This is a genomic window from Luteimicrobium sp. DT211, from assembly GCF_049844995.1.
Taxonomy (GTDB): Bacteria; Actinomycetota; Actinomycetes; order Actinomycetales; family Cellulomonadaceae; genus Luteimicrobium.
Genome location: NZ_JBNCMC010000003.1, coordinates 43466 through 66032, shown reverse-complemented (window position 1 = coordinate 66032; position 22567 = coordinate 43466). Strand labels below are relative to the sequence as shown.

Here is a 22567-nt window from a genome sequence, read left to right as displayed (position 1 = left end):
CACACTCACGGCGGGTCCGGGAGCTCGGCACGGCCCGGACCCCCCACGGCTCGGTCTCGGTCAACAGCGCCCGGGACGGTTCTCAAGGGAGAGACATGAAGCGTGACCTGACAGCACGCCCCCCGCGGCGCGCTGCGCGAGCCCTGACCGCCTTCGCCGCGGCCGCCGCCCTGCTGAGCCTCGCCGCGTGCGGAGGCGGAGGCGGGGGCGACGACGACGGCGGGGCCAAGGACGACTCCGCCGCCATGACGAGCTTCGCGGCGGACACCACGTTCAAGGCGACCGAGCCGCTGAAGTTCTCCATGCTCTGGACCGACTGGCCGGACGTACCGGTCACGAAGTCGTGGCAGGTCTTCGACGAGATCAAGAAGCGCACCAACGTGTCGCTGGACCTCACGCACATCCCGTTCAGCGACGCGAAGGAGAAGACCAGCCTGCTGGTCAGCTCCGGCGACGCGCCCGAGGTCATCCCGCTCACCTACACGGGCGACGAGCAGCAGTACGCCGCCACCCAGGCGGTGCTGCCGATGAGCGACTACGTGAAGTACATGCCCAACTTCCAGAAGTACGTGAAGCAGTGGGACCTGGGCAAGATGCTCGACAACCTGCGCCAGGCGGACGGCAAGTACTACATGCTCCCGGGCCTCCAGGAGGTCTCCGTCCCGACGTTCACCCTCGTCATCCGCAAGGACATCTTCGACGAGGTGGGCGCGCCCGCCCCCCAGACCTGGGACGAGCTGCGCGACGCGCTGGTGAAGATCAAGGCGAAGTACCCCGACAGCAAGCCCCTCGCCGACGGCTTCGAGGGCCAGTCGATGCTCAACTACGCGGCGCACGCCTTCGGCACGGTCGCCGGCTGGGGCTTCGGCAACGGCACGCAGTTCGACAAGAGCACCGACAAGTTCGTCTACGCGGGCGCCAGCGAGGGCTACAAGGAGATGGTCGAGTACTTCCACGGCCTCGCGGCCGACGGTCTGCTCGACACCGAGTCCTTCACGCAGTCCAACGACGGCGCCGGCACGGTGACCGAGAAGTTCGCGGCCGGCAAGGTGTTCGCGGCCTCGGGGTCGAACGGGACGGTCAACGACTTCTCGACCGCGCTCGACGCGACGTCGGCCAAGGGCAAGTACCAGGTCGTCGAGATCGCGCCGCCCGCCGGACCGGCCGGCAAGGTCGTGGAGCCGCGTAACTTCTGGAACGGCTTCATGCTCACCGCGAAGGCCAAGGACGACCCGCACCTGAAGTCGCTGCTGCAGTTCCTCGACTGGCTCTACTACAGCCCCGAGTCGCGCGACATGCTCCGCTGGGGCGTCGAGGGCCAGACATACACGAAGGCCGGCGACAAGTACACGCTGAAGCCCGAGTACTCGCTCAAGACCTTCAACCTCAACACGGACGCCAAGACGGACCTCCTGACCGACCTCGGCTACTCGAACAACGTCCTGGCCGACTCGACCGAGTCGCGCGCGCTCAAGGAGTCGTACAACACCCCGGCGTACGTGGACTACATCGACTCGGTGCTCACCACCCGCACGCCTCGCGACCCGTTCCCGCCGGCGCCGCTCGACGCGGGCGAGCTCGAGCAGGCCTCGCTCCTGGCGACGCCGCTCAAGGACACGGTCGACACCAACACCCTGAAGTTCATCCTCGGCCAGCGTCCCCTGAGCCAGTGGGACGACTACGTCAAGGAGCTCAAGGCGCAGAACGTCGACGGGTACCTCGACCTGATCAACGGCGCCTACGAGCGCTTCGCCAAGGACCACGGCTGACGGATCGCGCCAGGAGCCGGTGGGGCGCCGCGAGGGCGCCCCACCGGCCTGGTTGGAGGTGTGACCATGGACTTCACTGACCACGGCGGCGAGGGCGTCCTCGTCGCCGACGACGGCGCACAGGCCGCCCCGACGGCGGCGCCACCCCCGGGGCGCCCCGAGCGCGGCGGGCACCGGTCGCGCCGTCGACACCATGCGGCGTCGGCGAAGGTGCCGTGGCGGGAGGCGCTGCGGCGCGACCGCGCGCTGTACCTCATGGCGGTCCTGCCGCTCGCGTTCCTGCTGGTCTTCCGGTACCTGCCGATGGCCGGCAACGTCATCGCGTTCCGGCAGTTCCGCCCGGGTGGCAGCATCTTCGGCGAGCAGTGGGTCGGGCTCCGCTACGTGAAGATGTTCATCCACGACCCGACGTTCTGGCACGTGTTCTGGAACACGGTCATCCTCGGCGGGCTGACCCTCGTCTTCTGCTTCCCGCTCCCGATCGTCCTGGCGCTGCTGCTCAACGAGGTCCGCCTGAAGGTCTTCAAGCGGACCGTGCAGTCGATCTCGTACCTGCCGCACTTCCTGTCGGTCGTGATCGTCGCGGGCATGCTCATCCAGATCTTCTCCGTGCAGGGCACGGTCAACCAGATCGTCCGGGCGCTCGGCGGTGATGCGATCCCGTTCCTCGAGCGACCCGAGTGGTTCCGCCCCATCTACGTCGGCTCGGAGATGTGGCAGACGGTCGGCTGGGGCACGATCCTCTACCTCGCCGCGCTCACGACCGTCGACACCTCGCTCTACGAGGCGGCCCGCATCGACGGCGCGAGCCGCTGGCGGCAGACCTGGCACGTCACGCTGCCCGGGATCCGGCCCACCATGATCACCCTGCTCATCCTCAACATCGGGATGTTCCTCAACGTGGGGTTCGAGAAGGTCCTCCTCCTCTACACGCCGCTGACCTACTCGACGGCCGACGTCATCTCGACGTACCTGTACCGGGTCGGCCTGGTGTCCAACAACCTGAGCTACGCGGCGGCGATCGGCCTGTTCCAGGCGGTCATCGGCCTCGTCATGATCCTGTCCGCGAACTTCGTCTCGCGGCGAGCGGTGGGAGCAAGCCTGTGGTGATCTCGAGCACGACGCCGAAGGCGGCGCCCGCCCGCCGCGCGCCCGGCGCCCCCGTCGGGCCCCGGGACTCGGCCGGCTACCGGACGTTCACCTGGTTCAACGTCGTCGCGCTCGTGCTCCTGTGCGCGATCATGCTGTACCCGTTCGTCACGCTCCTCGCGCAGTCCTTCTCCAGCGCCGGAGCGATCAAGGCGGGCCAGGTCAGCGCGTGGCCGGTGGGCTTCAACCTCGAGACGTACCGGGCGGTCCTGCACAACGGCGACTTCTGGCGCAGCTACGGCAACACCGTGCTGTACACGGTCGTCGGGACGGTCATCGCGATGGCGCTCACCACGATGTACGCCTACGTGATCTCCAAGCAGCACCTGCGCGGGCGCAACGCCCTCATCGGGATCGCCGTGTTCACCATGTTCTTCAGCGGCGGCATCATCCCGAACTACGTGCTCATCTCCTCGCTCGGGATGAAGAACACCCTGTGGTCCGTCGTGCTGCCGCCGGCCCTGTCCGTCTTCAACCTGCTGGTCATGAAGTCGTTCTTCGAGAACCTGCCGCGCGAGCTCGAGGAGGCGGCGCAGATCGACGGGCTGGGCTGGTTCGGCATCTTCGTCCGCATCGTGCTGCCGCTGTCGAAGGCGGTGCTCGCGACGATGATCCTGTTCTACTCGGTGGCCTACTGGAACGACTGGTTCTCGGCGTTCCTGTACCTCGACAAGAACGAGCTGTTCCCGCTGTCCCTGTTCCTGCGGAACCTCATCGCGGGCGCCTCCACGACGGCGGCGTCGAGCGCGGCCGCCATCGGGAGCAGCAAGGCGACCATCTCCGCGAACATCCAGGCCGTGTCGATGATCCTCGCGATCCTGCCCATCCTGTGCGTGTACCCGTTCGTCCAGCGGCACTTCGTGTCCGGCGTCATGCTCGGCTCGGTCAAGGGATGACGACGCCCACGACGACGCCGAGCGGACGGGCGCTCGGCGCACGACGGACGTTCCTGGCTGAGCTCGAGGACCGCCGGCACCTGGTGGCGCACCACCCGTCGTACGCCGACGTCCCCGCGGAGGACCAGGCGCTCTGGAAGGCGCCGTTCGGTCCGCCGGAGGACTGGGACGTCGACACGTTCGACACCACCTTCGACGGCCCGCACGGCCCGGTCCCGGTCCGCGTGTACGTCCCGGGCGCCGCGCCGCCACCCGAGGGACGGCCCGGGCTCGTCTGGATCCACGGCGGCGCGTTCTCGTTCGGCGACCTCGACATGCCCGAGGCGGACGCGACGGCGCGAGGCGTCGCGGGACGCGCGGGCGCCGTCGTCGTCTCCGTGGACTACCGGCTGTGCCCCGTACCGCCCGAGCTCGGCGGCGGGGGCGACGAGCGGGTCGACTCGCGCGGCGCGCCCGTGCGCTTCCCGGTCCCGCACGACGACTGCCTCGCCGCGTACACGGCGGTCCGCGACCGCGCGGACGCGCTCGGCGTCGATCGCGACCGGCTCGCGATCGGCGGCGCCAGCGCCGGCGGCTGCCTCGCCGCGGGCGCGGCCCTGCGCCTCGCCGACGAGGGCCGCGCGCCGTGGCAGCTGCTGCTGGTCTACGCGGTCCTCCACCCGACGCTGCCCGACCCGGAGCCCGAGCTGACGGAGGCCCTCGCGTCCGTGCCGCCGGCGCTCCTGTTCGCGACCGGGGCACGCGACGCGATCAACGGCACCTACCTCGGCGACGCCGTCCCGACGCCGTACGCGTACGCGGGGATCGCGCCGGACCTGTCCGGGCTCCCGCCCACCTACGTCGAGAACGCCGAGTTCGACGTCCTGCGCGCGAGCGGCGAGCGGTTCGCCCGGCAGCTGAGGTCCGCGGGCGTGGACGTCGAGAGCCACGTGCGCCGGGGTGTGCCGCACGGCCATCTCGACTGCGTCGGGCTCGGCGCGGCGGCCGCGACCATGGACGCGCTCGCCGGCCGCCTCGCGCCCTCCGACCTGCTCTGACGATGTGAGAGCAGGTCGGCCGCCGCCTGCGCGCGGATCCGCCGGTCAGCCCTCGGTCGACCTGCCCTCCACACCCAGCCCGTGCCCCGCACGGAACAGCGGGTCGGCGGTGTCGTGCGCGACGTCGGGCCGCGACGCGACCACGGCCGCCATCGACGACGGCAGGTCGAAGGGCAGACGACCGCGGGCCGGCTCGACGCCGGTGAGAGCGTCGAGCAGCGCCTCCCCCGACGCGCCGTACTCGGCGACCACGGCCGCCGCCCGCCCGACGAACGGCGTGAGCACCGCGGGCCGGTCGAGGTAGACCGCGAGGACGGTCGGGACGGCGTCGCAGACGGCGAGCACGCGCTCGACCTCCCCGGCGGGGAACTCGAGCGACCCGGCGTGGAACAGCTGCTCGAACCCGGGCCCGCGGTCCTCCCAGGGCGCGGCGAGGCGCAGGACGGCGACGTCGGCGTCGGCGGGGCTCGTGGCGGGCTCGCCGTACGCGGCGACGACGTCGTCAGGCAGGCCCTCCGCGTAGACGCGCAGCCCGCGCGCGAGCGGGAGGCGCGCCGCGCCGTCGGGCGGCGACGTCAGGACGGTGACCGAGGCCGACTGCGCGGCACGCCCGGCGGCCCTCGCCTCGGGCGACCCGACGAGCCGCGCGGCGGCCTCGACGTCGACGTACCGGTTCTCGTCGAACAGCCCGAGCAGGAGCTTCTCGCGCAGCAGCCGCCGCACGGAGACGTCGAGCCGCTCCTCGGTGACGGTGCCGGCGCGCACGAGGTCGACGACGAGCTCCGGGCAGGCCTCGCCACCGAGCTGGTCGCAGCCCGCGTCGAGGATCGCGGCGACGCGCTCGTGCCGGGTCAGGTGCTCGACGCCCCACGCCCGCGCGGGGAACGGCCGGCCCATGATCTCGGCGTCGGACACGAGCCCCCAGTCGGTGCAGACGACGCCCTCGTAGCCGAGCGTCTCGCGCAGCAGGCCGGTGACGATCGGCCGGTTGAAGCCGAAGCCGACCTCCGGCACCGCCTGCCCGCCGACCTCGAGCCCGACCGGCATCCCGTAGTACGGCATGAGCTGGCGCGTCCCCGCGGCGATCACGGCGCGGAACGGCTCCAGGTGCTCCTCGAACCGCCCGCCCGGGTAGACCTGCTCGCGGCCGTAGGCGAAGTGCGGGTCCTCGCCGTCGAGCTGCGGGCCGCCGCCGGGGAAGTGCTTGGTCATCGCCGAGACGGATGCCGTCCCGAACGCGCCGTCGAGCCCGGCGCCGCGCGCGACGGCGCCGGTCCCCTGCAGCCCGTGCACGTACGCGACGCCGAGGGCGGTCGCGAGCGCGGCGTCCTCCCCGAACGTGCCCGACGCGCGGGCCCACCGCGGCTCGGTCGCGAGGTCGACCTGGGGGTGCAGCGCGGTCCGCAGCCCGGTGGCGACGTACTCGCGCCGGACCGTGTCGGCGAACCGCTCGACGAAGCCGGGGTCGCCGATCGCGGCGAGCCCCAGCGTCTCGGGCCACTGCGAGAACGGGCCGGCCGCGAGCGCGGCGAGCGGGTTGTCGCTGAACGCGTGCCGCGGGTCGCTCGCGACCGTGACGGGGATGCCGAGCCGGGTCGACGCCGCGACCTCCTGCACGCGGTTGTGCCAGGCGGCGAGCTCCGCGGCCGTGCCGGGGGCGCCGAGCACGTTGAGGTGCGTCATGTGCCGCTCGACGACGTACTCGTGGACGCTGGGCGTCCCGAAGACGGCGTCCCGCTCGGCGAGCGTGCCGCCCTCCCCGACCGTGACCATGTCCTGGAACAGCTGGCCGGCCTTCTCCTCGACCGTCATGCGCGCGAGCAGGTCGTCGACCCGCTCCTCGACGGGCCGGGACGCGTCCTTGTAGGGGGCGTCGTCGGGCACGGGGGCCGCGCCCTCGCTCGGGCCATGCTCGCCCGCGCGCCCCACCGCGACCGCGGTCACCGCGCACCCGCCCGGTACGCGGCGTCGGCTTGGGCGGCCGCGGCCTCGAGGTCGGCCTCGGACACCGGGAACCCGGGGAACCGCGCGATCCGCCGCAGCGGGATCGCGCGCATCATGACGCCGACCTCGGGGGCGAAGAACATCCCGGCCGCGGCCGGGTCCGCCTCGAGCTGCGCGCGCAGCGGCGGCCCCGCGAGCGGGTGCGCGAGCCACGCCTCGACCGTCGAGTCGGCGGTCAGCTCGGGGACGACGACCTCGCCCGCGAGCTCGATCTCGGCCTCCAGCCGGACGTCCCGCGACGACGCACCCACCCGGACGCCGAAGCGCCCCGGCTCGGCGACCCACCGCGACACCTCGGGGTGCCAGAACTGGAAGGCGCGCGCGTCGAGCTCGACCTCGACGCGCTGCGACGCCCCGGCCTCGAGCTCGACGACGCCGAACCCGCCGAGCTCCTGGACGGGCCGGAACACGCTCGACTCGGGGTCGGTCACGTAGACCTGGACGACCTCGTGGCCGGCCCGCTCGCCCGTGTTCGTGACGGTGAGCGCGACGCGTACGCGCGGCGCGGGTCCGTCGTCGAGCACGTCGACGGCCAGGTCGGAGTAGTCGAAGGTCGTGTACGACAGGCCGTGGCCGAACGGGAACGCGACCTCGAGGGCGCGCGCGTCGTACCAGCGGTACCCGATCAGGAGCCCCTCGCCGTAGCGGACGTGGCCCGCCTCGCCGGGGAAGTTCCCGAGCGCGGGGTTGTCCTCGTAACGCAGCGGGAAGGTCTCGGCGAGCCGCCCGGACGGGTTGGCACGGCCGAGCAGCAGGTCGGCGACGGCGCCGCCCCCCGCCTGGCCGAGCAGCCACGTCTCCAGGATCGCGGCGGCCCGGTCGCGCCACGGCGCGACCTCGACCACGGACCCGTTGCTGAGGACGACGACGACCCGGGCACCCGCGTCCGCGAGCGCCTCGAGCAGCGCCGTCTGCTGGGGCGGCAGGTGCATGTGGACGCGGTCGAAGCCCTCCGACTCGTACGCGTCGGGCAGGCCGAGGAACAGCACGACGACCTCGGCGGCGCGCGCGGCCGCGAGGGCCTCGTCGCGGAGCGCGGCGACCTGGTCCGCGGGGGCGTCGTCGTCGAGCGCGTAGCCCGCGGCGAAGACGAGCCGCTCGCCGAGCGCGTCCTGCAGCGCGGGGAGCGCCGCGTCGACGCGTGTGGGCGTGACCTGCGACGAGCCGCCGCCCTGGAAGCGCGGCGTGCGGGCGAGCTCCCCCACGACGGCGACCGTGCCGGTCGCGGCCCCGTCGAGCGGCAGGACGCCGTCGTTCTGGAGCAGCACCGCGGAGCGGGCGGCCGCCTCGCGGGCGAGCGCGTGGTGGGCTTCGAGGTCGGCGGACCCGCGGTCTGCGAGCGCCGGCTGCGCCTTCGCGACGAGCTCGAGCACGCGCGTCACGGCGAGGTCGACGTCCTCGACGGACAGCTCGCCGGACCGGACGGCGTCGAGCACGCGGCGGGTGCCGAGCCCGCCCGACGACGGCATCTCGAGGTCGAGGCCGGCGTGGACCGCCTTCTCCCGGTCGTAGACGGCGCCCCAGTCGGACACGACGGCACCGCGGAAGCCCCAGTCGCCGCGCAGCACGTCCGTGAGCAGCCAGCGGTCCTGCGACGCGAACACGCCGTTGATGCGGTTGTAGGAGCACATGACGGTCCAGGGCTGCGCCTCGGTGACGACGCGCTCGAACGCGGGGAGGTAGATCTCGCGCAGGGTCCGCTCGTCGACGTCGGCGGACACGCTCATGCGTTCCGTCTCCTGGTTGTTGGCGGCGAAGTGCTTGAGCGAGGTGCCGACGCCCTGGCTCTGGACGCCCTTGACGAACGCCGCGCCGACGGTCCCCGCGAGGCGGGGGTCCTCGGAGAAGTACTCGAAGTTGCGTCCGCACAGCGGCGAGCGCTTCATGTTGACACCCGGGCCGAGGACGACGGACACGCCCTTCGCGCGCGCCTCCTCGCCGATGGCGGCACCCACGCGGGCGAGCAGGTCGACGTCCCACGTCGAGGCCAGCGCGGCGGCGGGCGGGAACGCGACGGCGGGGTCGGCGGCGAGGAGGCCCAGGTGGTCGCCGTCCTCGGCCTGCGCGCGCAGCCCGTGCGGGCCGTCGGACAGCCAGACCTTCCCGATGCCGAGGCGCTCGACGGGGGTGGTCCGCCAGAAGTCGGACCCACCGAGCAGCTCGGCCTTCTCCTCGAGGGTGAGCTGCCCGACGAGCGCTCCGACGTCGAGCGCGTCCGCGGGCTTGGTGGGGGTGGTGGGGTCGGTGGTGGTGGTCACGGGTGGAGCCTCTCTCGGGACGGACGTGGACGCGCAGGGGCGGCGGACGCTCAGCGGGCGCCGCGGATGAACAGGGTGCTGACGGCGCCGAGCGCGGCGATGACGGCCGCGACGACGAACAGGGCGACGTAGTTGTCGCCGCCGCCGATCGCGAGGAACGCGGGCGCGACGGCCGGCGCGAGCGACTGCGGCAGGGCGTTGGCGATGTTGAACACCCCCATGTTCTTGGCGGCCTCGGTCTCGCGGTTCGGCAGGACGTCGGTGACGAGCGCGAGGTCGACCGCGAAGTAGGTGCCGAGGCCCGCGCCGAACAGGACGGACGCGCCGTAGAGGACGTTCGGGGACTGCGCGACGGCGAACACGACGAGCCCCGCGGCGGCCAGCACGGTCGAGGTCACGACGAACACCTTGCGGCGGCCGGTCCGGTCGGACAGCGCGCCGCCGATGGTCGCGGCGACGACGAGGCACAGCGCGTTGACGACCATGAGCCGCAGCTGCCAGCTGAGGGCGGTGGCGTCGTCGAAGCCGAACCGGTCGAGCAGGTAGTAGACCTGGTACGTGTTGTAGGACGCGAACGCGAACAGGAGCAGGAACCGCCCGGCGAAGGCCCACCCGAAGTCGGGGTGCTTGCGGGGGCTGACCCAGAAGCCCTTGAGGAACGCGCCGAGCCTGAAGGGGCCGGCCTCGCCCTTCGTGAGGTGGCGGTCGCGCAGGACGGCGACGAGCACGAGCACGCCGGCGAGGCCGAGCAGGGTGGGGATGACGAACATCCAAGCCTGGTTCAGGTGGGCGGCCGTGAAGACGTAGGCGAGTGCGACGCCGACCAGCGGCGCGACGTTCTGCGCCATGCCGAGGTAGCCGGACACGCGGGCGCGCCGGTGCTCGGGGACCTGGTCCGGCAGGAGCGCCTGGAGCGCGGCCTGCGTCCCGTTGAACGCGGCCTGCGCGATCGCCCAGCCGACGACGACGACGGCGATGCTGGGCGCGAACGCGACGGTGAGGAGCCCCACGGCGCCCAGCAGCGAGCCCCACAGGAGCCAGGGCCGCCGCATGCCGAGCCGCGACGTCGTGCGGTCCGACAGCGCCCCCGCGAGGGGGTTCGCGACGAACGCGAAGAACGCGCCGACCCCGGTGACCAGCGCGAGGTTGCCCGCGCGGGCGGAGTCGCTCGACAGGGCGTCGATCTTGAGCGCCAGCGTGCTCACGACCGGCGTCAGCAGCGCGACGTACAGCGTGAAGAACGCCGCGACGTAGGCGATCTCGAGCCCGCGTCCGCTGCGCTTCGCGCCGCTCTCGGGCGCCGGGCCGGCCGCCGACGGCGTCGCCGGGGTCACAGCGCTCGGCCGTGCGTCGTCGGTGCGGGCCTGCCGAGGTTCGACGGTGCTCGTCATGGGTCAGGACTCCTGTGTCCGGGGCGGCCTTCGGTAGCCGCGTCTGGACGGAGGCTAGCACCAATACCTACCAGTCGGTCGCCTTTCGGCTGTCCGCCTGCTGTGGACGCCAGTAGGGTGACCCCATGCCGACGACGACCGCCGCCCCCGCCACGCCCCGACCGGGAACGCGCTCGGGCGGCTACGCGAAGGGGCGCGCCCGGCGTCGGCAGATCATCGACGCGGCGATCGCGCTCTACGCCGAGCAGGGGTACCGCGGCACCTCGCTCCGGGACGTCGCGGCGCGCGCCGGGCTCTCCCACCCCGGCCTCCTGCACCACTTCCCGACCATGGAGGCGCTCCTGCTCGCGGTGCTCGAGCACCGCGACGCGGAGGACACCGAACGGTTCGCGCTCGCGGAGCACCACGGCGTCGAGTCGCTGCGGCGGCTCGTCGACCTCGCGGCCTGGAACCAGGCGCGGCCAGGCATCGTCGAGCTGTTCGTCGTGCTGTCCGCGGAGGCCACGGCGCCCGACCACCCCGCGCACGACTACTTCGTCGCCCGCTACGACCTGGCCGTCTCGAGCGCGACCGAGGCCCTCACCGTCGCGCGGGACCGCGGCGAGCTCCGCGACGGCGTCGACCCCGCCGTCGCCGGCCACCGCATCATCGCCCTCATGGACGGACTGCAGGTGCAGTGGCTCTACCGGCGCGACGCCGTCGACATGGCCGCGGAGCTGCGCGACGCGATCGACGGGCTGCTCCGCACCCCGCTCCCCCGCCCCTGACTGCCGCAGCCTGAGGCAGGGCCCGGGGCGGCCCGATCAGATCTTGTTGCCCGCCAGGACGAGCGTGCCGCCGAGGCCGATCATCATCCCGCCACCGGTGGCGCGCACCGCCGAGAGCCGGCGCGGGGACCGGGCGAACCAGTGCCGCGCCGTCCCGGCCAGGAGGGCCCACGTGCCGTCGCACACCAGCGCGATGGCGGTGAACACCGCCCCGAGGACCATCATCTGGAGCGGGACGTGCGCCGAGCGGACGTCGACGAACTGCGGGAGCACCGCGACGAAGAACACGACCGTCTTGGGGTTGGTCACCCCGACCACGAAGCCCTGCCGCAGCACCCGCCACGCCGAGCTGTCACGGCGCCGCGGCTCGGCGCCGTCGTCCACGACGACGCGCCGGTGCCGGATCGCCTGCACCCCGAGGTAGACGAGATACGCGCCGCCCACGAGCTTCACGGCGCTGAACAGCAGGATCGACTCGGCGACGATCGAGCCGACGCCGAACGCGACCGCCGCGACGAGCACCAGCGCACCGAGCTCGTTCCCCAGCACGCTCAACAGGCCGCCGCGACGCCCGAGCGACAGCGACCGGCCGATGACGAAGAGCACGCTCGGGCCCGGGATGAGGATCAGCAGCAGCGACGCGAGCGCGAAGGCCAGGACGCTGTGAGACGGCGGCACGAACGTCACGCTATACCGCCGGGCTCACGTCTGCTGTGGCCCCGACGCCTCAGACCTCGTCCGCCTCCAGCTCGCGCACGGCGGGCTCCACCTCAGGTGCGCCGCGGCGCTCCCCTCGGGAGGCGGTCGGGCGGATCTCGTCCCTGTGGGTCAGGCTCAGGAACACGACGACGGCGACGATGGCACCGAGGAAGAGCACGCTGGTCCACAACGTGCCGAGGCCGAGTCCACCTTCGGACCGGTCCGCGCTGAGGAAGTCACCGATGTTGGCTCCGAGCGGCCGCGTCAGGATGTACGCGAGCCAGAACGACAGCACGGATCCCATCCCGAGGCGCCAGGCGACGGCGACGCTCGCGATCAGCGCGAGCGGGAGGAGCACGGACGGGCCGGGGCCCCACCCGGTCAGCTCGAGCGTCCAGTCGCCGACGGCGGTGCCGAGCGAGAAGGTGACGAGGACGGTCAGCCAGTAGAAGGCCTCGCGCGGTGTGGTGACGATGGAGTGGATCGAGAGGGTCCGCTCTCGGGCGTACCAGACGGAGAAGACCGTTGCCAGCAAGACGGAGAAGACGGTGGTGCTGATCCACAACGGCACACCGATGCCGTCGGTGAGGTTGTCGGTGAGCAGGGTGCCGACGACGCTGATCAGGACCACGACGAGCCAGTAGGTCGCCGGGACGTAGCGACTGCTGCGGAACTGTGCGACCAGGGCCACCGCCAGGACGGCCGAGAACAGCACGGTCGTGTTCGTGAGGCCGAACCCGAGGGTCTCGTTGATGTAGTCGGCGAAGCTCTCACCGACGGTGGTGCAGAGAATCTTGATGATCCAGAAGTAGACGGTCACTTCGGGAACCTTGTTGAGCATGAGGCGCGCGCGGGCGGATGAGGTCGCGTCAGGTGTCATGGCGGCAGGATTCGCGAGCCCGCCTGCCGTCATCCTGACCGAGTCCGGGGGCGACCGCCGCGTCCACTCCCCATGACCTCGTTCGTCCGTCGCGGTCGCGTCGTTCGATCGCGCCAGGGCATGAAGAAGGCCGCTGACCTGGGTGTTGACCCGATCAGCGGCCTTCCGGAGGTGGAGCTAGGGGGATTCGAACCCCCGACCTTCTCATTGCGAACGAGACGCGCTACCAACTGCGCCATAGCCCCTCGAGCGGGCACCAGAGTAGCACCCTGCGGGGGGTGGAGTGGAAATCGGGGACGCCCCCTGGGCCGGCCCTGCGGCCCGGCGCGGGGACGGCTGGTCCCCGACGAACCGGGCGACCGGGCTGTCCTCGCGCCACCCGGGGTCGATGGGCGGACGCTCGCGGGCGCCCCGCAGCGCGGCGAGCTCGACGACGTCGGGGACGTCCGCGCCGTCGGCCCACACCCCGCGGGGGACGGGCGGCGCGGCCCGGCGGCGTCCGACGACGTCCCACCGGGTCCCGCGCAGCAGCAGCACGACGACCGATCCGACCAGCCCGAGGGCGACGGCCACGGCGAGCACGAACTCGAGCACCTGTTCCATGACTCCACCGTCCGCCGCCGCGCCAGGGACGACGAGTGGCAGTCATGACACCCCTCGACAACATCCTGCCAAGGGACGTACGGTCGGGAGATGCTGCACAGCGTGGGCGCCGTCGTCGTCGACGGCCTGTCGATGTTCGAGTTCGGGATCGTGTGCGAGGTCTTCGGGATCGACCGCACCGACGACGGGCTGCCCAACTTCGACCTCCGCATCTGCGGCGCCCGGCCCGGCTACCCGGTCCGCACCAAGCTGGGCCTCGACCTCGTCCCGTCGCACGGCCTCGACGCGCTCGACGACGTCGACCTCGTCGCCGTCCCCGCGACCGCCATCCACCGGGGCCAGGACCCGGCCGTCCTCGACGCCCTGCGCCGCGCGAACGATCGCGGCGCGCTGCTGCTCAGCGTCTGCTCGGGGAGCTTCCTGCTCGCCGAGGCCGGGGTCCTCGACGGCCGGCGCGCCACCACCCACTGGATGTACGCGGACAAGCTGGCCCGCGAGTACCCCGAGATCACGGTCGACCCGGACGTCCTGTTCGTCGACGACGGGAACGTCATCACGAGCGCCGGCACCGCGGCCGGCATCGACGCATGCCTGCACCTCGTGCGACGCGAGCTCGGCAGCGAGGTCGCGAACGTCATGGCGCGCCGCATGGTCGTGCCCCCGCAGCGCGACGGCGGCCAGCGCCAGTTCATCCCGCAGCCGGTCCCGCCGTGCGACGACGACTCGCTGCGCGAGGTCCTCGACTGGGCCGTCGAGCACCTCGCCGAGCCGCACACGGTCGCGAGCCTCGCGTCCCGGGCGTTCGTGTCGCCCCGCACGTTCGCGCGGCGCTTCGCCGCCGAGACCGGCACGACGCCCGCTCGCTGGCTGACGTCGCAGCGCGTCCTGCGCGCCCGCGACCTGCTCGAGAACACCGAGCTCGACCTCGAGACCGTCGCCCGCGAGTCCGGCTTCGCGACGGCCCCGCTGCTGCGCCACCACTTCCGGCGGATCGTCGGCGTCACACCGTCCGCGTACCGCGACACCTTCTGCGCGGCCGCCTGACCGCCCGACGACGCAGCCCTCCGCGGGCGCGCCGCCTTGCCGTCCGCAGGGGCGGCCTCAGGAGTCGGTGGAGCTCACTCGCCCACGACACGCCGACGCGCGAGGATCGCGTCGAGCGAGAGCCCGAGGGTCTCCGTCGTCGGCTTCGGCTCGTCCTCCGCGCGCGCGGGTGCGGGTGCCGAGTCGAAACCCGCGGTCCGGTCCGTCCGCAGCTCCGCGGGGACGCGAACGCGCCCCGGCGCGGCGAACGGTGCGAGCTCCTCGGCCGACACGGGCGCCGGCGTCGGCTCCGGCAGCGGCTCGGGGAGCGGGACCCGGTCGGACTTCGACGCGGTCGGCTTCATCGTGTACGTCGGCGGGGGCACCGGGACGGGCTCCCACGTCGAGCCGCCGCCTGCGGCGGGCGTCGGCGTCGCCGCGGCGGGCGCCTCCGGCACGGGTGCGTGGTCCCGCGCGCTGCCGCGTGCCGACCGGTCGTCGCCGGACGGCGTCGGCCGCTCGGGACGCGCGGCCGCGCGGCGGGCGGCGGCACGGCGCGCCCGGTCGAGGTCCTCGGCGGTGATCCGCGGGATCATCTGGGTCGCGGTCTGGGACGTCTGGACGGCGTGGCCCGTGACCCGGCGTCGTTCACCGCCCCGCGCGGCGTTCCGCGGCGACAGCGGGCTGCCCAGCGCCTGCCGGCGCGCGTCGAGCGCACGGCGGCGGGCGGCCTCGAGTCGCGCCTCGTCCGCGCGTCGGGCCATGAGCACCGCACGGCGACCGAGCGCGAGCACGCCCGCGAGCAGCACCACGGGGACCAGCACGACCGGCCACGGCACCAGCGCGAAGCCGGCCAGCACAGCGACCAGGAGCGTAGCGGCGATCAGCGCGAGGGTCAGCAGCATGCGACGGCGCGCGGCTGCGCGCCTGACGTCCAGCGCGAACACCGGCCGGGCGACCGGATCGAGGGCGCGACGGGGCCGGCCGCCGTCCTGCGGCTCGTCGAAGCTCACGTCCAGCGCCTCCTCACGGCCTCGGCTGCCGCGCGCCGACTGCGCGCTCGTCGCGAGCAGCGGCACGCCTCCTGTGACGACGGGCCCCTCCGACGCGGTGGCGGCTGCCGTCGCCGCGACCGCGCCGCGGCCCGCGACCGCCAGCACGCGCAGGCCGCCCGAGAAGCGGTCCGAGGTCCGCGCGTCGGCCACCTGCTGACGCATCCCGACGCGCAGGGGCACGTAGTACGCGAGCCAGGCAGCGAACAGCACCACGGCTGCCGGCCCCGCCCACGACGTCATCACCAGTCGACCGTAGGCGAGCGTCGCCGCACCTCGGCGGACTCACGACGGCGTGTCGCCGCGCCGACCTGCCACGTTGCCAGTGCTCCAGGTCGCCCGCCAGCGTGCGAGGAGCCCGTCGGGCACCTCGTCGACGGTCACCGCGAAGCTCCGGTGGTCGCACCAGCGGCCGTTGATATGGAGGTAGCGACGCCTCAGACCCTCGTCGCGCAGGCCCAGCTTCTCCACGACGCGCAGGCTCGGCCCGTTCTCGGGCCGGATGTTCACCTCGACGCGGTGCAGCCCCAGCCGGGTGAAGCAGTGGTCGGCCGTGAGCGCGACGGCGGTGGGCGCGATCCCGCGGCCCGCCACGTGCTCCGACACCCAGTAGCCGATCGTCGCCGAGCAGAGTGAGCCGTAGGTGATCGACGACGCCGTGAGCTGTCCGACGAGGTCGCCCTCGTACTCGATCGCGAACGGCAGGGTCGTCCCCGAGCGCGCCTGCGACGACAGCAGCCGCACGTACGAGCCGAACGTCGGCGCCGGACCGCGCTGGGGACGCGGGGAGGTCGCCTCCCACTGGCCCAGCCAGGCGGAGTTCCGGCGGCGCAGGTCCATCCAGCTGTCGACGTCGCCGCGGCGCAGCGGGCGGAGGACGACCTCGCCGTGCGGCCCCTCGCCGCGCAGCGCCACGGGCCACGAGCGCCCTCCGGCGGCCGTCCTCAGGGGCACCGGGCACCCCCGCGGGCGTCGAAGATCATGGGCAGACCCTAACGCTCCACGGGGCCCGGCCGTGCCGGTTCGCCCCAACTGTCCCGGCGCTCCGACACGGCGCGGTCCGCGTCGACGTGGGTTCTGTTTGCCACAATGGCACCATGACCTCCGGCAGCGCGCAGCCCTACCCCTCGTCGAACGGACTCGAGCCGGAGGACGCCAAGGACGAGCTGCGCCGCGCGATCCGCACGGCGCGCGAGGCCCGCTCCGAGCGGCTGCGCCGCGAGGCCGCGGAGGCCCTCGCCGACGTCGTGGAGTCGATCCCCGAGGTCAAGGATGCCCGGTGCGTCGCGGTCTACGCGGCTCGGCCCGCCGAGCCCGGCACCGTCGCGATCATGGACCGGCTCGCCGCCCGCGACGTCCGCGTGCTCCTGCCCGTGCTCGGCACCGGGCTGCAGCGCAACTGGGCGGTCTACGCGGGCTCCGACGACCTGCGGGTCCGGGCGCCCGGGCGCCCGCCCGAGCCCGGCACGCCCGAGCTCCCGGCGGAGGCGGTGACCGAGGCCGACGTGGTCCTGGTGCCCGCGCTCGCCGTCGACACGACCGGGATGCGCCTCGGCCAGGGCGGTGGGTGGTACGACCGCGTCCTCCAGCACACCCGCCCCGGCGCGCGCGTCGTCGCCGTCGTGTTCCCGGAGGAGGTCTACGACGCCGCCTCCCGACCCCTCCCGTTCGAGCCGCACGACCTGCGCGTCCAGGCCGTCGCCACGCCCGCAGGGTGGCGCGAGCTCGGCGTATGATTGGCACTCGGATCATCTGAGTGCCAGCCGGCGGTGCGTCCGTCGGCCTCCCGAGGAGCCCCACCGTGCCCACCTACGCCTACCGCTGCGCCGACTGCGGCCACGCGTTCGACATCCAGCAGTCCTTCTCCGACGACGCGCTGACCGTCTGCCCCGAGTGCGGCGGCACGCTGCGCAAGGTGTTCTCGGCCGTCGGCGTCGTCTTCAAGGGCTCTGGGTTCTACCGCAACGACTCGCGCTCGTCGTCGACCGGCGCCAAGAGCGCGTCGACGACGTCCAGCACGACGTCGGGTTCGACGAGCTCCGAGAGCTCGAGCTCCAGCACGTCGAGCACCCCGAGCACGTCGAGCGGCTCCTCCGCCGGCTCGAGCTCGAGCTCCGGTGCGTCGACCCCCAGCTCCGGCAGCTCGTCCAAGGCCGCAGCGTCCTGAGGTCCCGCCCGCGCGGCTGACCGCCGCCCGCGGAGGTCGACGGTCCGCCTGTGGACGGCGCCCGCCGTGCACACCCCGCGTCCGCGGCCCGGCACCGCCTCCGGCACGTCGCCTACCGTCGCGGCGTGCCCCTTCTCCACCTCCGCGCCCCCGACGCGTCCCACGGACCGCCCGTCCCGAACGATGCCCGCGCCCCCGGCCGGCTCCGGCGGCGCGCGACGACGGCGTTCTGGCGCGCCCGCTTCGCCGTCGCCGCCGTGTGTTGCGGGCTCGCGGCGGCGGTCGTCGTCGGCGCGCTGAGGCCGGCTCCCCCGGCGACCGTGGCCGTGCTCGTCGCCGCCCACGACGTCGCCGCGGGCACGACGCTCGACGTCCATGACGTGCGCGTGGCCCGGGTCGCCGCCGACCTCGCCCCGCCCTCCGCCTATCGGGCCGCCTCGGACGCGAAGGGGCGGGTGGCGTCCGTCGCTCTCGCGGCCGGGACCGTCGTCTCGCCCGGGCTCGTCGCCGCGGGAGCGGTGGCCGCGAGCGCCCCGAAGGGACGCGTCGTCGTCGCGCTCCCGCTCGCCGACGACCCGGCGGCCGCGCTGCTCGGCCCGGGCGACCATGTCGACCTCCTCGCGTCGACGACCGACGGCGCGGCAGGGACCGGCACGACGGGCGGGAACGACGCCGACACCGCCGCCGACACGGGTGCCGAGGATGCAGGCGCCGGCGGGGACGAGCACGCCGACGGCGAGAACGCCCCGGCCGCGACGTCGTCGTACCTGGCCCGCGGCGCGCTGGTCCTGCCGTCCCCCGACGGCGACCACGGTTCCGGGGGCGGGCTGCTGGGCGGCGGCGACACCGCCACGGCGACGCCGACGCTCGTCGTGGCCGTCACTTCGAGGGAGGCGGAGGCCATCGCCGGGCGCCCGGACTGGGCGCGCGTCACCGCGGTGCTCGTGCGCTGACCACCGGAGCGCGCCCCCCGACGCGGGCGAGGACGACTTCGTGACCCCCCGCCCGGGCGTGCTTGTATGTCCTCGACCTTTGGCCGGACCACGAGAGGATCTCCGAACGCATGCGTCACGTCTTCAGCGGCTTCCGCGACTTCATCATGCGGGGCAACGTCGTCGAGCTCGCGGTAGCGGTCGTCATCGGTGCCGCGTTCACCGCGGTGGTGAACTCGCTCGTCACCTACTTCATCAACCCGATCATCGGGGCGATCTTCGGGAAGCCGAACTTCGACCAGCTGTGGGACATCACGCTCCGCCACGGCCCGGATCCCTCGACGCACGACGACGACGCGATCATCAGCGTCGGCCACCTCCTCACGGCGGTGGTGAACTTCCTCCTCATCGCAGCGGCGATCTACTTCCTCATCGTGCTGCCGATGAACAAGATCAACGAGCGCCGCAACCGCAACAAGGCCGTGGAGCCCGCCGCCACCCCCGCGGACGTCCAGCTCCTCACGGAGATCCGCGACCTGCTGGCGGACCGCCCGCGCGTCTGACCGGGGCCGGCCTCCGTCAGCTCGACGCCGCGACGTCGGGCCGCAAACGCTTCCGGTACGCCGGGTCGACGCACGGCACGACGGCGAACAGCGTGCGCTCGAGGAAGTCGACGAGCTCCTCGGGCGAGAGCTCGCTGACGAGCACCCCGTCGACGAGAGACTCCTCCGCGAACGCGACCCACGAGCGCAGCGTCATGCGGAGCATCGCCGTGTCCGGGATGCCGAGCTCCTCGCAGACGACCCGGAGCCGCTCCATCTGGAGCGCGCGCGCCTGCTGGACGACCTCGCGCACCTCCCGGTCCCCCGACGCCGCGCCGCGCACGAGCGAGAAGAACGTGTCCTCGTGCTCGCGGACGAACCGGACGAGGTTGCTGAGCGTCGCGTGGAGGCGGTCGAGCGGCGCGAGGTCCAGGTCCGGCTCGGTGGCGCGGAGCAGGCCGTCGCGGGCAGCGCGGACGACCTCCCGGTGGAAGCCCTGCTTGGAGCCGAAGTAGTAGAACAGCAGCCCGCGCGAGACACCGGCGCGCTGCGAGAGCCGCTCGATGGTGAGCTCGTCGAGCGAGTGGTCGGCGAGCGCCTGGACGCCGATGGCCACGAGCTGCGCGCGGCGCTCGTCGGGTGAGAGGCGGGTCCGCCTCTCGTCATTGCGCTGGTCGCCCATGAGCCGAGCATAGCGACTGATCTGCCGTTATTGACTCGCGACAAGTTAGCTATTGACAGGCGTTCAGTAGGCTCCGTACTGTCGCCCCCATGAGCGACGACGACGTCGCCAGCACCGCCATGAATCAAGGAGGATCCGTGAAGTTGAAGAAGCTCACGAGCACGCGTCGGGGTCGCGTCGCGCTCGCCGCGGTGCCGGCCGCCGTCGCGGTCACCGTGCTGATGGGAGGCGTCGCGAGCGGCGCCGTCCCCGTCTCGTTCGCCGTCTCCGGCCTGCCGTTCCAGGTCGGCGCGTCCCAGCTCGAGGGCGACGGCTTCTCCCAGTACTCCGGCGTCGCGGTCGACGCCGACGGCAAGCAGAACCCGGTCGCGATCTCCGCCATCCAGAACGCCACGCTCGCGGACCTGTGCCAGTCCGTCTCCATCCCCGGCGCGCCCGTGGGCCTGAAGATCACAGCGGGCGGCGGCGGCAAGCCGGCCGAGGCCAAGGACCTCCTGATCGGCATGACCGACCTCAAGGGCGACGCCACCTTCACGAACATCCGCATCGGCATCGACGCGTCGAAGGTCCAGACGACGGCCAAGGGGTCCAAGGGCGACTTCGCGCAGGACGCCGACCACGTGAGCATCAAGGGTCTCAAGCAGACCTCGCTCAGCACCCAGGCCGGCACGTTCACGCTCAACGGCCTGCACCTGTTCATCACGTCCCCCAAGGACACCTGCTTCTGACGGATGCGGCGTCCCGCCCGCGGGTCGGTTCCCGCGGGCGGGACACCCATCTCACCCACCTCGACCGACGAAGGAGTCCAGAGGGTGACCACGACACCGCACGAGACCGACGACACCGCGACCGTCGACGCACCCGAGACCGCCGCAGGCCAGGCCCGCCGGGACCGGTTCCGCGCCTGGCGCCGGTCGCGACCGTTCTGGGGCGGCCTGGTCACGATCGTCGCGGGGCTCGAGCTCTTCGGGTCCGGCCAGCTCGACTTCGGGCACCTTCACCTCCAGTTCGGCGTCCAGGGCATGCAGGCGACGATCCTGCCGATCGCGCTGGTGCTCCTGGGGATCCTCGCCTGGACGATGCCCGTGCACCGGGTCTTCTACGGCGTGATCGCGCTCGTCGTCTCGGTCTACTCGCTCATCGGCGTCAACTTCGGCGGGTTCGCCCTCGGTACGATCCTCGGCGTCGTGGGCTCCGTCTGGACCCTGGCGTGGCTTCCGCGCGACGCGGTCGAGCCCGCGCCGGAGGCGGCCACCGCGACCGCCCGCCCCCGCCACGCCGACGGCCTCGACCTCACGGGCAGCGCCCCCACCACGGACGACACGCTCGTCCTCGACGACTCGCCGGCGCCGCGCCCTTTCCCGGGGGCGCCGGCTGAGGCCGGCGCCGTAGCCCGCTCCCTCCCCGCCGTGCCGCGCGGCGGTCGCGCACGGCTCAACGCCGTCGGCGCGGGCGTGCTCGTCTCGGCGCTCGCCCTGGGCGGCACCGGTGCGGCGCTCCCCGTCGCCGCCTCGGCGAGCACGGCCGACCAGAGCGGCTGGTGCGTCCTCGACCCCCTGCACGTGTTCTGCCCCGCCGACGACGACGCCGGCTCCGGCGACCCGACGGGCGCGCCGAGCGAGTCGCCGACCGCGACCGGCTCCCCCACCGAGACGGCGGGCTCCCCCGCCGACGACGGCGCCTCCGACGCCTCGACGCCCGCCCCTTCCGGCGGGGCGACAGCGGGCGACGGTGGCGGGTCCGCCGCGGGCGACACGCCGTCGTCGTCGGGGGGCGGGACGGCAGGCGACGGCGCCCACTCCGGCGCACCGGCGGACGACACGGCGGCCGCCGACGCCACGGGCAAGGACGCCACCGACGACACGAGCGACACCTCCGACGGCACGACCGACCAGGCGTCCGTCGAGAAGGCCGCGAAGGAGGGCGTCGAGGCCCTCGCGGACCAGCTCAAGCTGTGCCTCGGGGAGGGCAAGGACCTCGGGTCGTCGGCGGAGGTGACCGTGCCGAACCTGTCGTCGCACCTGTCCGGCACGAAGTTCCAGATCACGAACTCCTGGTACAAGGGGAACGTCACCCTGAAGCGCGTCGACGGCACGACCGTCCGCGCCATGAAGTTCACCGCCGACAAGGCCGTCGTCCCTGGCTTCCGGCTCGACGTGCCCGCCAAGGCGGACGGCAGCCAGGGCCTGGTCGCGACGTCCGACTCGATCACGATGAAGGGCGACGTCCTCCTTTACGCGACGAAGTTCTCGGGCAAGCTGCTCGGGATCCCGCTCACCTTCACCCCCGAGTGCGCCCCGCCCGGCTTCATCCCGCTCCCGTCCATGACGGACGTCAAGATCGAGATGGTCGCCAACACGGCACAGTCGCTCGCCTACGACAACCCGCACCAAGAGGTCTACGAGCACTGACGTCGTCCGCCGGCGGTGACGCCCCGTTCGCCGACGGTGACGTCGCGTTCGCCGATGGTGACGCCCCGTTCGCCGATGGTGACGTCGGGCGCGGTGGTTCCTTCCGCGGGTGGGTGCGGACAGGCGGTTCGGACTGCGTCGCCTCCAGGCCCTGGGGGCCTTCCGGCTCCTTGACGTCCTTCACCACCTGCCCGCACCCACCCGCTCCAGCCGCCACCTCACCTCAGCAGCCCGGCCGCGCGCCGTCGTCGGACGCGCCCGTGCCCGCCGAGCACGGAGATGTGGACTCACTCCCCTCGCCCAAC

At 73.2% G+C, this 22567-nt stretch carries 20 protein-coding genes and 1 tRNA gene; 12 read left to right on the top strand and 9 right to left on the bottom strand.

The annotated features are described in order from the left end of the window. The first annotated feature begins 95 nt into the window (after positions 1–95). The 4 genes from ACLQ14_RS08155 (at position 96) to ACLQ14_RS08140 (ending at position 4851) form a co-directional block, all read left to right on the top strand. Complete coding sequence (locus ACLQ14_RS08155) at positions 96–1769, top strand: extracellular solute-binding protein (RefSeq protein WP_425811773.1); 1674 nt, start codon at positions 96–98, stop codon at positions 1767–1769. Between the two features lie 66 nt (positions 1770–1835). Next, entirely contained in the window at positions 1836–2879 is a 1044-nt protein-coding gene (locus ACLQ14_RS08150; RefSeq protein ID WP_425811771.1) for an ABC transporter permease, read from the top strand. Beyond that, a complete protein-coding gene (locus tag ACLQ14_RS08145; protein ID WP_425812855.1) occupies positions 2879–3814 on the top strand; it encodes a carbohydrate ABC transporter permease in 936 nt (311 codons plus the stop codon). Before ACLQ14_RS08150 ends, ACLQ14_RS08145 begins: the two co-directional genes overlap by 1 nt. Beyond that, positions 3811–4851, top strand: coding sequence for an alpha/beta hydrolase fold domain-containing protein (locus ACLQ14_RS08140; protein WP_425811769.1), 1041 nt, complete (start codon positions 3811–3813; stop codon positions 4849–4851). Before ACLQ14_RS08145 ends, ACLQ14_RS08140 begins: the two co-directional genes overlap by 4 nt. Before the next feature lie 45 nt (positions 4852–4896). Here the strand turns inward: ACLQ14_RS08140 and ACLQ14_RS08135 are convergent, their stop codons facing one another. From ACLQ14_RS08135 to ACLQ14_RS08125, 3 genes are read right to left on the bottom strand one after another with little or no spacing between them, the layout of a single operon-like run. After that, positions 4897–6795, bottom strand: coding sequence for a glycoside hydrolase family 3 protein (locus tag ACLQ14_RS08135; protein ID WP_425811767.1), 1899 nt, complete (start codon positions 6793–6795; stop codon positions 4897–4899). Then, positions 6792–9113, bottom strand: a complete 2322-nt coding sequence (locus tag ACLQ14_RS08130; RefSeq protein ID WP_425811765.1) for a glycoside hydrolase family 3 C-terminal domain-containing protein — start codon at positions 9111–9113, stop codon at positions 6792–6794. The genes ACLQ14_RS08135 and ACLQ14_RS08130 overlap by 4 nt, the downstream gene beginning before the upstream one ends. Positions 9114–9163: 50 nt before the next feature. Then, on the bottom strand, positions 9164–10504 hold the full coding sequence (locus ACLQ14_RS08125; RefSeq protein WP_425811763.1) for an MFS transporter: 1341 nt from the start codon (positions 10502–10504) through the stop codon (positions 9164–9166). A 125-nt stretch (positions 10505–10629) separates the two neighbouring features. Here ACLQ14_RS08125 and ACLQ14_RS08120 point away from each other — a divergent pair, with 125 nt between their 5' ends. Next, positions 10630–11271 carry a TetR family transcriptional regulator gene (locus ACLQ14_RS08120; protein ID WP_425811761.1) on the top strand — a complete coding sequence of 214 codons (642 nt, stop codon included), beginning with the start codon at positions 10630–10632 and terminating at the stop codon, positions 11269–11271. Between the two features lie 36 nt (positions 11272–11307). Here the strand turns inward: ACLQ14_RS08120 and ACLQ14_RS08115 are convergent, their stop codons facing one another. The 3 genes from ACLQ14_RS08115 to ACLQ14_RS08105 form a co-directional block, all read right to left on the bottom strand. Next, positions 11308–11949, bottom strand: coding sequence for a LysE family translocator (locus tag ACLQ14_RS08115; RefSeq protein WP_425811759.1), 642 nt, complete (start codon positions 11947–11949; stop codon positions 11308–11310). A gap of 49 nt (positions 11950–11998) precedes the next feature. Beyond that, entirely contained in the window at positions 11999–12850 is an 852-nt protein-coding gene (locus tag ACLQ14_RS08110; RefSeq protein ID WP_425811757.1) for a hypothetical protein, read from the bottom strand. Positions 12851–13022: 172 nt separating this feature from the next. Then, positions 13023–13095 (bottom strand) — tRNA-Ala (locus ACLQ14_RS08105). A 448-nt stretch (positions 13096–13543) separates the two neighbouring features. On the opposite strand from ACLQ14_RS08105, the gene ACLQ14_RS08100 reads away from it, so the two are divergent. Next, the gene (locus tag ACLQ14_RS08100) at positions 13544–14497 is read left to right on the top strand and encodes a helix-turn-helix domain-containing protein (RefSeq protein WP_425811755.1); all 954 of its coding nucleotides are present in this window, start codon (positions 13544–13546) and stop codon (positions 14495–14497) included. A gap of 74 nt (positions 14498–14571) precedes the next feature. Here ACLQ14_RS08100 and ACLQ14_RS08095 read toward each other — a convergent pair whose 3' ends face one another. Together ACLQ14_RS08095 and ACLQ14_RS08090 are read right to left on the bottom strand one after the other, a co-directional pair. After that, the gene (locus tag ACLQ14_RS08095) at positions 14572–15774 is read right to left on the bottom strand and encodes a hypothetical protein (protein ID WP_425811753.1); all 1203 of its coding nucleotides are present in this window, start codon (positions 15772–15774) and stop codon (positions 14572–14574) included. A gap of 39 nt (positions 15775–15813) precedes the next feature. Further along, positions 15814–16476, bottom strand: coding sequence for a GNAT family N-acetyltransferase (locus tag ACLQ14_RS08090; protein WP_425812853.1), 663 nt, complete (start codon positions 16474–16476; stop codon positions 15814–15816). Between the two features lie 149 nt (positions 16477–16625). On the opposite strand from ACLQ14_RS08090, the gene ACLQ14_RS08085 reads away from it, so the two are divergent. From ACLQ14_RS08085 to mscL, 4 genes are all read left to right on the top strand, one after another. Further along, on the top strand, positions 16626–17264 hold the full coding sequence (locus ACLQ14_RS08085; RefSeq protein WP_425811751.1) for a 5-formyltetrahydrofolate cyclo-ligase: 639 nt from the start codon (positions 16626–16628) through the stop codon (positions 17262–17264). Between the two features lie 65 nt (positions 17265–17329). Further along, the gene (locus ACLQ14_RS08080; protein WP_425811749.1) at positions 17330–17695 is read left to right on the top strand and encodes an FmdB family zinc ribbon protein; all 366 of its coding nucleotides are present in this window, start codon (positions 17330–17332) and stop codon (positions 17693–17695) included. 125 nt (positions 17696–17820) lie between these two features. Beyond that, positions 17821–18648, top strand: a complete 828-nt coding sequence (locus tag ACLQ14_RS08075) for an SAF domain-containing protein (RefSeq protein WP_425811747.1) — start codon at positions 17821–17823, stop codon at positions 18646–18648. Positions 18649–18758: 110 nt separating this feature from the next. Next, positions 18759–19190 carry a large conductance mechanosensitive channel protein MscL gene (gene mscL, locus ACLQ14_RS08070; protein ID WP_425811745.1) on the top strand — a complete coding sequence of 144 codons (432 nt, stop codon included), beginning with the start codon at positions 18759–18761 and terminating at the stop codon, positions 19188–19190. 16 nt (positions 19191–19206) lie between these two features. On the opposite strand, the gene ACLQ14_RS08065 is transcribed toward mscL, so the two are convergent. Next, the gene (locus ACLQ14_RS08065) at positions 19207–19851 is read right to left on the bottom strand and encodes a TetR/AcrR family transcriptional regulator (RefSeq protein WP_425811743.1); all 645 of its coding nucleotides are present in this window, start codon (positions 19849–19851) and stop codon (positions 19207–19209) included. Positions 19852–19940: 89 nt separating this feature from the next. Between ACLQ14_RS08065 and ACLQ14_RS08060 the strand changes: the two genes are divergently transcribed. Both ACLQ14_RS08060 and ACLQ14_RS08055 read left to right on the top strand, forming a co-directional pair. Next, positions 19941–20579: a DUF6230 family protein gene (locus tag ACLQ14_RS08060; protein ID WP_425811741.1), complete on the top strand. Its 639-nt coding sequence runs from the start codon at positions 19941–19943 to the stop codon at positions 20577–20579. 84 nt (positions 20580–20663) lie between these two features. Continuing rightward, positions 20664–22262, top strand: a complete 1599-nt coding sequence (locus ACLQ14_RS08055; RefSeq protein WP_425811739.1) for a DUF6114 domain-containing protein — start codon at positions 20664–20666, stop codon at positions 22260–22262. Positions 22263–22567 lie beyond the last annotated feature (305 nt).

What these genes read in the sequence shown, in the direction of transcription:
- ACLQ14_RS08100 (WP_425811755.1), top strand. Translation starts at nt 13,544, where the DNA reads ATGCTGCACAGCGTGGGCGCCGTCGTCGTCGACGGCCTGTCGATGTTC.
- ACLQ14_RS08065 (WP_425811743.1), bottom strand. Translation starts at nt 19,851, where the DNA reads ATGGGCGACCAGCGCAATGACGAGAGGCGGACCCGCCTCTCACCCGAC.
- ACLQ14_RS08120 (WP_425811761.1), top strand. Translation starts at nt 10,630, where the DNA reads ATGCCGACGACGACCGCCGCCCCCGCCACGCCCCGACCGGGAACGCGC.
- mscL (WP_425811745.1), top strand. Translation starts at nt 18,759, where the DNA reads ATGCGTCACGTCTTCAGCGGCTTCCGCGACTTCATCATGCGGGGCAAC.
- ACLQ14_RS08060 (WP_425811741.1), top strand. Translation starts at nt 19,941, where the DNA reads ATGAGCGACGACGACGTCGCCAGCACCGCCATGAATCAAGGAGGATCC.
- ACLQ14_RS08140 (WP_425811769.1), top strand. Translation starts at nt 3,811, where the DNA reads ATGACGACGCCCACGACGACGCCGAGCGGACGGGCGCTCGGCGCACGA.
- ACLQ14_RS08125 (WP_425811763.1), bottom strand. Translation starts at nt 10,504, where the DNA reads ATGACGAGCACCGTCGAACCTCGGCAGGCCCGCACCGACGACGCACGG.
- ACLQ14_RS08085 (WP_425811751.1), top strand. Translation starts at nt 16,626, where the DNA reads ATGACCTCCGGCAGCGCGCAGCCCTACCCCTCGTCGAACGGACTCGAG.
- ACLQ14_RS08150 (WP_425811771.1), top strand. Translation starts at nt 1,836, where the DNA reads ATGGACTTCACTGACCACGGCGGCGAGGGCGTCCTCGTCGCCGACGAC.
- ACLQ14_RS08155 (WP_425811773.1), top strand. Translation starts at nt 96, where the DNA reads ATGAAGCGTGACCTGACAGCACGCCCCCCGCGGCGCGCTGCGCGAGCC.
- ACLQ14_RS08110 (WP_425811757.1), bottom strand. Translation starts at nt 12,850, where the DNA reads ATGACACCTGACGCGACCTCATCCGCCCGCGCGCGCCTCATGCTCAAC.